Genomic DNA, 11,745 nt, shown 5'->3' on the forward strand with positions numbered 1-11,745 from the left:
CGATGCTCTAGCCGTTACAGCAGGGCATTCACCTGCTCGACAAAGCGCAGCACCGAAATGGGCTTTGACACATAAGCCTGCGCCCCCGCGCCGCGAATCCGGTCCTCGTCGCCCTTTCCGGCATAGGCGGTCACGGCCATGATGGGGACAGATGCCAAACGCGGATCGCGCTTCAGCGAGACGATCAGGTCGAGGCCGCTGACATGGGGCAGGTGGATGTCGGTGATCACCAAATCCGGGCGGAACTCCAGCGCTTGCGAAACGACGTCGCGCCCATCCCGCAACGGCAGCACTTCATGGCCGTGCGCGCGCAGAAGGTCGCAAAAAAGTTTGAGATTGAGTTCGTTGTCCTCGACAACGAGCACGCGCTTTGCCACCAGTCACCCGCATTAAATGATGCGCATTGTAAAAGCGCGCTGATACAACTGCCCCTTGCCGAGAATCAATCATGCGTTCCGACAGCCCCGATAGCAAGCAACTTGGCCCGGCCGATGGCGAAGAGGCCCTGACGCTGGCGCTGATGGCGCTTGCCTGGACATTGGGCGATGAGCAGCGGGCGGATCGGCTGCTGGCGCTTACCGGATTGGACGCGGACGCGTTGCGCGCTGGCGTGAATGATCCTTCGGTGTTGCGTGCCGTGCTGGAGTTCCTCGCCGATCATGAGCCGGATTTGATCGCCTGTGCCGAGGCGCTTGATACCAATGCAGCGGCGTTGATCACGGCGCGGCGGGAACTGGGCCGATGAGCCGTCCCCTGATCATAACGGATTGCGACGAGGTGCTGCTGCACATGGTCGTTCCCTTCCGCGAATGGCTGGACGAGCATCATGCCGTGCATTTCGATATGCGCGAGCGCGGCTTTGCCGAGGCGCTGCGCCACAAGGACAGCGGCATCCCGCTGGAGCGCGAACTCGTCTGGCAGCTGCTGGTGGGCTTTTTCGATACCGAGATGCACCGCCAGATGCCGATTGCCGGGGCCGTCGAAGCGATGGGCAGGCTGTCGCGCATGGCCGATATCGTCGTGCTCACCAATATCGGGGAGCGGCATCATCAGCAGCGCGTGGAGCAGCTGGCGGCGCATGGCCTCGATTTCCCGGTGCACTGGAACCATGGACCCAAGGGCGCGCCGCTGGCCGCGATCGTCGCCGAGCGGCGGCCGTCAGCCGCGCTGTTCATCGACGACCTGGCCGAGCATCATGAATCCGTAACCGAGCATGCGCCGGGCGTGTGGAGATTGCATATGGTAGGCGAGCCTGAAATTTCGGCTGATGTCGATGCCGCCCCCTATGCCCACGCCCGGATAGACGACTGGGCAGCGGCGGAGAGGTGGATCGCCGATCGGCTTGCCGACGGCTCCGCACCATTAAACATTGATAACCCAGATGGAGTCCCAAATGAGCGTTGAAGCCCGCCTTGCCGAACTTGGCATCACCCTGCCCGCAGCAGCCGCGCCGGTGGCCGCTTATGTCGCAGCAGTGGAAGCCAATGGCCTGCTGCATATTTCCGGCCAGATTTCGCTTTCCGAAGGACAGTTGATGACGGGCCGTCTCGGCGAAGATCGCGACCTTGATTATGGCGTCAAGGCGGCGCGGGCCTGCGGCCTCAACCTCATTGCCCAGATCAAGGCGGCGCTGGGCAGCCTGGACCGGGTTGAGCGGATTGTGAAGCTGGGCGCTTTCATCAGCAGCGCCCCGAGCTTCACGGACCAGCCCAAGGTAGCCAATGGCGCGTCGGAACTGATGGTCGAGGTCTTCGGCGAGGCAGGCAAGCACGCCCGCAGCGCCGTGGGCGTGCCGGTGCTGCCGTTGGGCGCGGTGGTTGAGATCGACGCGGTCGTCCTTGTCCGGTCGGCGGCCTGATCTTTCCTTCCTGACCGCCCGCCCCTTCGCCCATCGCGGGCTGCATGGGGCGGGCATCAGTGAAAACGGCATGGCCGCTTTTCGCGCGGCCATTGCGCAAGGCTGTGGGATCGAATGCGATGTCCGGCTGAGCCGGGATGGCGTAGCGATGGTCTTTCACGATGCCGCCCTGTCACGCATGACCGGTGTCGAGGGGATGCTATCGGACCACCCGACCGAACGCCTTGAGCAGATGAGGCTGGTGGACGGCAGCGGCATTCCACGGCTGGAGAGGCTGTTGCAGACATGCGGGCAAACGGTCCCGCTGCTGATTGAATTGAAGGTCACGGGCCGCCATGTGGCGCCCCTCTGTGCAGCGGTAGCAAGCGATCTGGCAAGGCATCCGGATGCCTTGGCCGCCGTCATGTCCTTCAACCCCATGGCAATGCGCTGGTTTGCCCGGCACATGCCGCAGGCGGTGCGAGGCCTGGTGGTGACGGAGCAAGATGACGCAGGATGGCGCGGCGCTGCCCGGCGCGGTCTTGCACTTTGGGTGGCGAGACCCGACTTTATCGCCTGTGATGTTCGTGACCTTCCTTCCCGTTTCGCAGCGCGGGCGCGTGCGCGCGGTCTGGCCGTGCTGACCTGGACGGTTCGCACGAAGGCCGATCATGCTGTGGCCGCCCGCCATGCGGACCAGATCATATTCGAGGTTCCGCGTGACTGAATGCGTGGTGCGGGTAGCTGGCGGGGTTGCGGAACTGCCTCGCGATCAGTGGGACGCCTGCGCCGGAACCGCCAACCCCTTCATGAGCTGGGATTTTCTGGCCGCGCTGGAACGATCAGGCAGCGTCGGCCCCGGAACCGGGTGGCAGCCCTTGCCGATGCTGATCGATGGAGCCGACGGACGGATCGGAGCCGCTGCGCCGCTCTACGGCAAGACCCATAGCCAGGGCGAATATGTGTTCGACCATGGCTGGGCCGAAGCGTGGGAGCGCGCAGGGGGCCAATATTATCCCAAGATTCAGCTCGCCGCGCCTTTTTCCCCTGTGCCGGGGCCGCGATTGCTGCTGCGCGATGCCGCGCTGGCACCGGCGCTGATCGCGGGGATCGAAAGCCTTGTCGATAGCAACGGCCTGTCATCCGCCCATGCAACGTTCATGGAGCCAGCGCAGGTGCCGCTGTTCGAAGCGGCGGGCTGGCTGATCCGCGAAGACAGCCAGTTCCACTGGATCAATCGCGGCTATCGCGACTTCGACGATTTCCTCAGCAGCCTGTCGAGCGCGAAGCGCAAGAACATCCGCAAGGAACGGGCGCGTGCGGTCGAGGGTCTGGAGATCGTCCACCTGACCGGCCGTGACCTCAAGGAAGCGCACTGGGACGCCTTCTGGCATTTTTACCAGGATACCGGATCGCGCAAATGGGGGCGGCCCTATCTGACGCGGGCCTTTTTCTCGATGCTGGGCGAAAATATGGCGGATCGGGTGCTGTTGATGCTGGCGCAGCGTCACGGCAGGCCGATTGCGGGAGCGCTCAACCTGATTGGTGAGGAGGCTTTATATGGCCGCTATTGGGGTTGCGCCGAGGACGTGCCCAACCTGCATTTCGAGCTATGCTATTATCAGGCGATCGAGGTGGCCATTGCGCTTGGGCTGTCCCGGGTCGAGGCCGGAGCCCAAGGGGGACATAAGCTGGCGCGGGGATATGGACCGGAGCCTACTTATTCAGCCCATTTCCTGCCCAACGCTTCGTTCCGCCGGGCCGTCGCTGAATTCCTCGCTGCCGAACGCACTGGCGTGCAACGGGACCGAATCTGGCTTAGCGAACGGGCGCCGTTCCGCAAGCAAGGCTGACGATCAAGCGGCGCGCAGCTGGTTTGCGGCAATCCAGGCGCGCGCCTGACGCTGCGCCTCGGCGATTTCGCGGGCCGTCATTTCTTCGGCTATCTCGGCGCGCATCGCCTGCCCTTCCTCATTGCCACGCAGCGCGGCGAGGTTGAACCATTTATGCGCTTCGACCAGATCGACCGACTTGCCACCAGTTCCGCAGCTATAGGCGACGCCCAGATCGAAACAGGCCTCCGCCGATTCCCAGCCCGCCACTGGCAGGCGACTTTCCATCAGAAACTGAGCAGTTTTCAGACTGTTTGCCACGACCGAATCCCCCTGTGGATTTCGAGATAATGGATTTCAACAGCCACCACGGTGCACCGGCATGGGATAAAAAATGGTTAACGCGGATTTGAGGGTTTATGCATCAGCGCCCGAAAGTCCTGGATGGTACAAGGTTAATGCGGCAGGTCGCGTGATGTTAAGCTGGCATAGCAGCCGGATTGATCCCATAGCCGCGCCATGACCAACCCTTCTCCCCCGGTCGCCATCGGACAACCAAAGAAAGACATCGGCTTTCGCGAATTCGTGGTGCTGAGCGCTTGCCTGATGGCGATGAACGCGCTGTCGACCGACCCGATGTTGCCCGCGCTGCCCGCGATCGGGCACGATCTGGCGGTGGCAAATGCCAATGACCGGCAGTTGATCATCAGCGTCTATTTTCTGGGGCTGGGCGTGGGATCGCTGCTGTTCGGGATTTTGTCGGATCGATTCGGCCGCAAACCCGTGATGGGCAGCGCGCTGGCGCTGTTCATTGTATCGACCATCGGCTGCGCGGTGGCGCAAAGCTTTCCTCTCATGCTGTTGGGCCGGGCGTCTGCGGGCTTTTTCGCCGGAGCGAGCCGGGTGATCGCCGTGGGCATCATCCGCGACCGGTTTAAGGGAGACGCGATGGCCAGGGTCATGTCGCTCATCCTCGCCGTATTCATGTTGATACCCGTGATGGCGCCCAGTTTTGGGCAGGCGATCCTCTGGTTCGCGCCATGGCGATGGATATTCTGGATTCTGGCTATTCAGGCGGCGCTGATCCTGATCTGGATGGTCATACGCATGCCCGAGACGCTGAAGCCCGAAAACAGGCTGCGGATGAACCCATCAACGATCTTTCGCACCATGGCGGTGGTGCTCACCAATCGCAGTTCGGCAGGCTATATGCTGGCGAGCGGCGTGGTGATGAGCGGGCTCATCGGCTTCATCCTGTCGGTGCAGCAGATTTTCTTCGACCTGTTTCATGCCCAGTCATTCTTCCCGATAGCTTTTGCGATCATGGCGGGCAGCATGGGGGTCGGCAGCCTGCTGAACAGCCGGCTTGTATCGCGATTCGGCGCGCGGCGGCTGAGCCAAGGTGCGGTTCTGTCCATGATCGCGACGAGCGCCGTCCATCTTGTCGTGATCGCATCCGGCCGGGAAAGCATGTTCACCTTCATGTTCTTCCAGTCGGCGATGATGATGGCCGTCGCTTTCACCGCGTCCAATTTCGGCGCGATTTCCATGGAGCCCTTTGCCAAGGGCGCGGGCGCGGCGTCTTCCTTTCAGGCGTTCCTGACCACGGCGCTGTCCAGTGCCTTGGGTAGCGTGGTCGGGCGGGCGTTCAACGGGACGACCATACCTCTGACGATCGGTATGCTGGCGTTCGGGATCGCGGCGCTTCTTATCGTGCTGTTCGCCGAACGCGGGAAGCTCTTCACCCGCCCGCATCATGGTGCGTTGCGAGAACCGGAATTCGACCCCGTCCACTAAAAAGGAAGGCGGCGATCACGCCGCCGCCTTCCGCAGTTGATCAGGCGTCGCGTCCGCCCGGCGTATGCGCACCGGGCATCGGTGGCACCGGCATCGGCGGGACATCGGCATCCTGCTCATGCGTCTCGACGAGGCCTCGCGCGACATGGCTCTTGCGATAGCCATAGAGGAAATAGAGCAGCAGCCCCAAGCCGCCCCAGACCGGAAGCACGAGCTGCGCATCCACAGGCAGGTTGAAGAAGAGGAAGAGACAGCCGAACGCCGCCATCGGCGCGATGAACCAGATGGCGGGCGTTCTGAAGGGGCGCGGACGATTGGGATCGCGTACGCGCAGCACCAGCACGGCGATTGCCACCATGAAGAAGGCAAAGAGCGTGCCGGAATTGGAAATGTCAGCCAACTGACCCACCGGCAGCAGCGCCGCGGCGATGGCGACAAAGACGCCCGTCACCATGGTTACGATGTGCGGCGTCTTGAAACGCGGATGGATGCTGGCAAGCTTTTCCGGCAACAGCCCGTCGCGCGCCATCACGAAGAAGATGCGGGTCTGGCCGAACATCATCATCAGGATGACCGAAGGAAGCGCGAGATTGGCCGCGAGGCCCAGCGCGTTTCCGACCACGGTCCAGTTGATGGAGCGCAGAACATGGGCGAGCGCCTCATTCGAACAGACCAGATCCCCCGCATGGGCGGCGGTCGCGCAGGCTTGAGCGAAACCGACCGATCCCGGTGCCACGATCGAACCGTCCAGACCAAGGACCGGCTGAGCGCCAATGGCACCAATCGCGCCCGCAGCGACCAGCAGATAGAAGACGGTGCAAATCGCGAGGCTGCCGATAAGGCCGATCGGGACATTACGCTGTGGATTCTTGGTTTCCTCCGCCGCGGTCGAAACGGCATCAAAGCCCACATAGGCGAAGAAGATGGAGGCCGCCGCACCGACAACGCCCATCCCGCTCGTGCCCTCTGGTCCGAACCACCCGTTGGGCGTGAAGGGGGAGAAATTGCCCTTATCCAGCGCGGGCAGTGTCAGCGCGATAAAGGCGGTCAGCGCCGCGACCTTGATCGCGACCAGCACCGCATTGACCCGCGCGCTTTCCGTGGTGCCGATGACGAGCAAGGTGGTCACTGCCAGCGCGACGACGATGGCCGGAATGTTGATGACGCCATGCGAAAAATCGGCATGCGGGATGAAGCCGTTGAAGCTCCAGCCAGGCCCTGCTGACAGGGCGTGGGGTAGCTCCAGTCCCGTCATGCTTTTCATCAAACCCATGAAATAGCCGGACCAGCCCACCGAAACGGCGCTGGCGGCCACGGCATATTCCAGGATCAGCGCCCAACCCACCATCCAGGCGAGCAATTCGCCCACCACCGCATAGGTATAGGTATAGGCTGAGCCCGACACCGGCACCATTGATGCCAGTTCCGAATAGCAAAGCGCGGCGAAGGCGCAGACTGCTCCGGCAATGACGAAGCTCCACATCATGCCCGGCCCGGCCTTTTGCGCGGCGGCGGCGGTCAGTACGAAAATGCCGGTCCCTATGATGGCACCGACACCCAGAAGCGTGAGCTGTATCGGCCCCAATGTCCGAACGAGCGACTTTTTTTCCGCGGTCGCCAATATGGCGTCCAATGGCTTGATGCGCCCGAAGATCATGCGTGGAGCCCTTTGCCTGTCATCTTGTCCCCGATCGGCCGCGAAGCCGACCCGTTATATCTGACGCAGAGACTATCGCCTATTGTGGCCCGCGCAAGTATGTTGCGCGACTTCGGCACATTTGTCCAAGGGAGCTACTGATGATCGAACTGCTGCGCGCCGCCAGCCTGCACGATGTGCCGCATGGCTTTGCCGGGCGTCGTGGCGGTGTGTCGGGCGGGGTGCATGCTGGCTTGAACGTGGGCCTGGGTTCAATGGATGAGCGAGAGGCGATCCTGCGCAACCGCGACTTGGCGAGGGATGCGCTGCTGCCCGGCGCGGCGCTGGTGACCGTGCGGCAGGTCCATTCGCCGGACGTGGTGACCATCACCGGCGCAATAAATGAGGCGGATCGCCCGGCGGCCGATGCCATGGTCACGGATCGTCCCGGGCTTGTCCTCGGCATATTGACGGCCGATTGCGTGCCGGTGCTGCTCGCGGACCCCGGAGCCGGGGTGGTGGGCGCGGCACATGCGGGTTGGAAAGGCGCCATGTCGGGAGTCACGGACAGCACGCTGGCGGCGATGGAAAAACTGGGTGCCCGGCGTAAGCGGATTAGCGCCGCGATCGGCCCCTGTATCGGCCGCGCCTCTTATGAGGTCACAGTCGATTTCGCCCGCAATTTCGAGGAAGAAGATGTGGAAAATGGCCGCTTCTTCTCCGCTGGGCGCGAAGGCCATTGCCAGTTCGACATCGCGGCCTATGTCGCGGCGCGTTTGGCTCAGGCAGGGATCGGCCGGGTCGAGATGCTGGATGAGGACACCTATAGCCAGCCCGATCGCTTTTTCAGCTATCGCCGTTCCTGCCATCTGGGCGAGCCAAGCTATGGACGGCAAATTTCCATGATTGCCGTCGGCTGATGCAGCAGCCTGCGTCGGGTGGTCAGTCGGCCGGCAGTTGCGGATCGACCCCGGTCAGCTCAATCGAAAGATCCCAAAGCCGCCGGGCATCCTCAGTACCGCTGGCGCGCTTGTCGATCAGCGCAGGTCCTGACTCACCGCGCATTTCCCATCGCCCCTGGGGTCCGAAATAGTCACCACCCTTCGCGTTCGGATCGGTAGCAGCCTGAAGAGTCGGCCACGCTGCCGCCGCCACCGGATTGAAAAGAGGCCGCACAATAGGCAGCAACGGTTTTGTCCATCGGGGAAGATGGCGCATGAGTTCGGTCAGGGAAACGCCGGGATGGCAGCCGATGGCGCTCACCGGAGATGCCGCAGCCCGTAGCCTTCGGTCGAGTTCAAGGGCGAACAGCAGGTTGGCCAGCTTGCTTTGGGCATAATAGACGTTGGGACTATAGCCTTTCTCGGCGTTCCAATCGTCCCACAGCATGCGCCCCTGACGATGTGCCAGGCTGGACGTAACGACCACCCGCGAACCGGCGGTTTCGGCGAGCTTCGGCAATAAGAGCGCCGTCAGCGCGAAGGTCCCCAAATGGTTGACACCAAATTGAAGCTCGAACCCTTGGGCCGTGCGGGTAAGGGGCGGTATCATCACGCCCGCATTGTTGATCAGCACGTCGAGCCTGGGTTCGCTGGCGACCCTTTCGGCTGCGGTTCGGACGCTTTCCAGATCTGCCTGATCGAGTAGAATGAGATCCAGTTTCGCGCTTGGAGTTGCGGCCGCAATCTGCGCCATTGCATCGGCGCCTCTAGCTGCGTCGCGACAGCCGAGCAGCACCCGCGCGCCTTTCGCTGCCAAAAGCTTGGCCGTCTCAAAGCCGATACCGGTGTTAGCGCCGGTGACCAGGATCGTGCGGCCGTCCTGACCCGACACCTGCTCATTGGTGAACCCCATTCCCGTCTCCCGCCTTTTCCGCCTTATCGATCCTTAGTCACCAATCGTGGGTGAGAAGACAAGGCTAATCAGCTTAGCGCATGGCATGGAGGTGTCGGCGTAGCAGCACCGCGAGTTAAGGAAGGCGCTGGACGTTTCGGCATTGCTCGAGATGTTTGGAAAAACTTCTGTCGCCTTTGTGGTCGCGCGCCATATAAACGACAAAACCCCCGGCGTATTTCACGCTGGGGGTTTAGATCGTACGTTGTTGGTTGCGGGAGCAGGATTTGAACCTGCGACCTTCAGGTTATGAGCCTGACGAGCTACCGGGCTGCTCCATCCCGCGTCACCAAATGCAAAAGGGCGGCTTTATGGGCCGCCCTTTTGTGAACATGTGATGGGTTTTTATTTCAAAGCGCAAGCTTCAATGCCTGGCGACGCCCTACTCTTCCGGGGCTTGAGCCACAGTACCATCGGCGCAGTCTGGTTTCACGGCCGAGTTCGGGATGGGATCGGGTGGGTCACAGACGCTATGGTCACCAAGCAATGAAGCTTGCGCTTTGGGTTATAATCGATGCCGTGCACGGTATTTGGTATTTCTATTTGTTATCTGGCTTGAGGTGATCACCACGCTCAATGGCTGACGCTGTTTCCAGCATTGTCATTGATGGTGGGACTCTCAGGCGCGATCAGAGCAATTAGGACCGGTTAGCTCCATATGTTACCACACTTCTACATCCGGCCTATCAAGGTCGTGGTCTACGACCGCTCGAAGAAATCTTATCTTGAGGGAGGCTTCCCGCTTAGATGCTTTCAGCGGTTATCCCGTCCATACATAGCTACCCTGCTGCGCCCTTGGCAGGACGACAGGTACACCAGAGGTATGTTCAACCCGGTCCTCTCGTACTAGGGTCAACTCCTCTCAAATTTCGACGCCCACGGCAGATAGGGACCAAACTGTCTCGCGACGTTCTGAACCCAGCTCACGTACCACTTTAATTGGCGAACAGCCAAACCCTTGGGACCTGCTCCAGCCCCAGGATGTGATGAGCCGACATCGAGGTGCCAAACGATTCCGTCGATATGAGCTCTTGGGAATCATCAGCCTGTTATCCCCGGCGTACCTTTTATCCGTTGAGCGATGGCCCTTCCACGAGGGACCACCGGATCACTATGACCGACTTTCGTCTCTGCTCGACTTGTCAGTCTCGCAGTCAGGCGGGCTTATGCCATTGCACTCTAACAGACGGTTTCCAACCGTCCTGAGCCCACCATCGCGCGCCTCCGTTACTCTTTAGGAGGCGACCGCCCCAGTCAAACTACCCGCCACAGAGGGTCCCTGCACCGGATAACGGTGCGAGGTTAGACATCAGAAAACAACAGGGTGGTATTTCACCTATGGCTCCACGACAACTGGCGTCATCGCTTCAAAGCCTCCCACCTATGCTACACAGTTCTTTCCTAATGCCACTCTGAAGCTGCAGTAAAGGTGCACGGGGTCTTTCCGTCTAACCGCGGGTACTCCGCATCTTCACGGAGAATTCAATTTCGCTGAGCATATCCTGGAGACAGTGGGGAAGTCGTTACGCCATTCGTGCAGGTCGGAACTTACCCGACAAGGAATTTCGCTACCTTAGGACCGTTATAGTTACGGCCGCCGTTTACCTGGGCTTCAATTCAGAGCTTGCACTCCTCCTCTTAACCTTCAGGCACCGGGCAGGCGTCAGGCCCTATACGTCGTCTTGAAGCCGACTTAGCAGAGCCCTGTGTTTTTGCTAAACAGTCGCTACCCCCTGGCCTGTGCCCCCCACAAAAAGTTGCCTTGATGTGGGGCCTCCTTCTTCCGAAGGTACGGAGGCAATTTGCCGAGTTCCTTCAGGATACTTCTCTCAAACGCCTTGGTATACTCTACCATTCCACCTGTGTCGGTTTAGGGTACGGTCTATACGGAGGGGCTATTTCCTGGGACAACTTCACTGCCCGGACCAATCCAATAAGGCCGAACAATTTACGCCATCCGTCACACACCTCCAGGCCCACGAATATTAACGTGGTTCCCATCGACTACCCCCTTCGGGCTCGTCTTAGGGGCCGGCTTACCCTGCTCAGATTAGCTTTAAGCAGGAACCCTTGGAATTTCGGCGACAGTGCATCTCACACTGTTAATCGCTACTCATGTCTGCATTCGCACTTCCGATACCTCCACGACCCATTACCAGATCGCTTCAACGGCCTACGGAACGCTCCGCTACCGCGTGATCGTAAACGATCACACCCTAAGCTTCGGTGCACGTCTTGAGCCCCGTTACATCTTCGCCGCAGAACCTCTTATTTAGACCAGTGAGCTGTTACGCTTTCTTTAAAGGATGGCTGCTTCTAAGCCAACCTCCTGGTTGTTTTGGAAGTTCCACATGCTTTCCCACTTAGACGTGACTTGGGGACCTTAGCTGTAGGTTAGGGCTGTTTCCCTTTTGACGACGGACCTTAGCACCCGCCGTCTGTCTGCCGAACTAGACTCGTTGGTATTCGGAGTTTGGTTAGTATTGGTAGATCTCGCGACCCCCGCAACCATCCAGTGCTCTACCCCCAACGGCAATCATTCGACGCTCTACCTCAATAGATTTCGCGGAGAACCAGCTATTTCCCGGCTTGATTGGCCTTTCACCCCTAAGCACAACTCATCCGATAATTTTTCAACATTAAACGGTTCGGTCCTCCAGTGCGTGTTACCGCACCTTCAACCTGGTCATGCATAGATCGCCGGGTTTCGGGTCTAATGCATCAAACTCTGTCGCCCTATTCAGACTCGC

The 11,745-nt window shown here is 60.5% G+C and carries 11 protein-coding genes, 1 tRNA gene and 2 rRNA genes (1 of these 14 running past the window's edge); 7 read left to right on the forward strand and 7 right to left on the reverse strand.

The window, feature by feature from the left end; genetic code table 11:
• Nucleotides 1–14: 14 nt before the first annotated feature.
• Nucleotides 15–377 carry a response regulator gene (locus tag ACZ51H_RS10905; protein WP_196224854.1) on the reverse strand — a complete coding sequence of 121 codons (363 nt, stop codon included), beginning with the start codon at nucleotides 375–377 and terminating at the stop codon, nucleotides 15–17.
• A 71-nt stretch (nucleotides 378–448) separates the two neighbouring features.
• Between ACZ51H_RS10905 and ACZ51H_RS10910 the strand changes: the two genes are divergently transcribed.
• From ACZ51H_RS10910 to ACZ51H_RS10930, 5 genes are read left to right on the forward strand one after another with little or no spacing between them, the layout of a single operon-like run.
• Nucleotides 449–745, forward strand: coding sequence for a DUF3572 family protein (locus ACZ51H_RS10910; RefSeq protein ID WP_464801824.1), 297 nt, complete (start codon nucleotides 449–451; stop codon nucleotides 743–745).
• On the forward strand, nucleotides 742–1,404 hold the full coding sequence (locus ACZ51H_RS10915) for an HAD family hydrolase (RefSeq protein WP_464801825.1): 663 nt from the start codon (nucleotides 742–744) through the stop codon (nucleotides 1,402–1,404). Before ACZ51H_RS10910 ends, ACZ51H_RS10915 begins: the two co-directional genes overlap by 4 nt.
• A complete protein-coding gene (locus ACZ51H_RS10920; RefSeq protein WP_464801826.1) occupies nucleotides 1,394–1,858 on the forward strand; it encodes a RidA family protein in 465 nt (154 codons plus the stop codon). Before ACZ51H_RS10915 ends, ACZ51H_RS10920 begins: the two co-directional genes overlap by 11 nt.
• Complete coding sequence (locus ACZ51H_RS10925) at nucleotides 1,839–2,564, forward strand: glycerophosphodiester phosphodiesterase family protein (protein WP_464801827.1); 726 nt, start codon at nucleotides 1,839–1,841, stop codon at nucleotides 2,562–2,564. The genes ACZ51H_RS10920 and ACZ51H_RS10925 overlap by 20 nt, the downstream gene beginning before the upstream one ends.
• Complete coding sequence (locus ACZ51H_RS10930) at nucleotides 2,557–3,690, forward strand: GNAT family N-acetyltransferase (protein WP_464801828.1); 1,134 nt, start codon at nucleotides 2,557–2,559, stop codon at nucleotides 3,688–3,690. The genes ACZ51H_RS10925 and ACZ51H_RS10930 overlap by 8 nt, the downstream gene beginning before the upstream one ends.
• A 3-nt stretch (nucleotides 3,691–3,693) precedes the next feature.
• Here ACZ51H_RS10930 and ACZ51H_RS10935 read toward each other — a convergent pair whose 3' ends face one another.
• Entirely contained in the window at nucleotides 3,694–3,990 is a 297-nt protein-coding gene (locus ACZ51H_RS10935; protein WP_464801829.1) for an SEL1-like repeat protein, read from the reverse strand.
• Nucleotides 3,991–4,188: 198 nt separating this feature from the next.
• On the opposite strand from ACZ51H_RS10935, the gene ACZ51H_RS10940 reads away from it, so the two are divergent.
• Nucleotides 4,189–5,466 (forward strand): multidrug effflux MFS transporter, encoded by a 1,278-nt coding sequence (locus ACZ51H_RS10940; protein ID WP_464801830.1) that lies wholly within the window; start codon nucleotides 4,189–4,191, stop codon nucleotides 5,464–5,466.
• Nucleotides 5,467–5,506: 40 nt separating this feature from the next.
• Here the strand turns inward: ACZ51H_RS10940 and ACZ51H_RS10945 are convergent, their stop codons facing one another.
• Complete coding sequence (locus ACZ51H_RS10945; RefSeq protein WP_464801831.1) at nucleotides 5,507–7,123, reverse strand: amino acid permease; 1,617 nt, start codon at nucleotides 7,121–7,123, stop codon at nucleotides 5,507–5,509.
• A gap of 140 nt (nucleotides 7,124–7,263) precedes the next feature.
• Here ACZ51H_RS10945 and pgeF point away from each other — a divergent pair, with 140 nt between their 5' ends.
• The gene (gene pgeF, locus ACZ51H_RS10950) at nucleotides 7,264–8,022 is read left to right on the forward strand and encodes a peptidoglycan editing factor PgeF (protein WP_464801832.1); all 759 of its coding nucleotides are present in this window, start codon (nucleotides 7,264–7,266) and stop codon (nucleotides 8,020–8,022) included.
• A gap of 22 nt (nucleotides 8,023–8,044) precedes the next feature.
• On the opposite strand, the gene ACZ51H_RS10955 is transcribed toward pgeF, so the two are convergent.
• From ACZ51H_RS10955 to ACZ51H_RS10970, 4 genes are all read right to left on the reverse strand, one after another.
• Nucleotides 8,045–8,956 (reverse strand): oxidoreductase, encoded by a 912-nt coding sequence (locus ACZ51H_RS10955; RefSeq protein WP_464801833.1) that lies wholly within the window; start codon nucleotides 8,954–8,956, stop codon nucleotides 8,045–8,047.
• A gap of 248 nt (nucleotides 8,957–9,204) precedes the next feature.
• Nucleotides 9,205–9,281 (reverse strand) — tRNA-Met (locus ACZ51H_RS10960).
• Nucleotides 9,282–9,364: 83 nt separating this feature from the next.
• Nucleotides 9,365–9,479, reverse strand: a 5S ribosomal RNA gene (gene rrf / locus ACZ51H_RS10965).
• Between the two features lie 134 nt (nucleotides 9,480–9,613).
• A 23S ribosomal RNA gene (locus ACZ51H_RS10970) occupies nucleotides 9,614–11,745 on the reverse strand; it runs 667 nt beyond the window's last position.

This window comes from Sphingobium sp. TomMM15 (genome assembly GCF_055397045.1).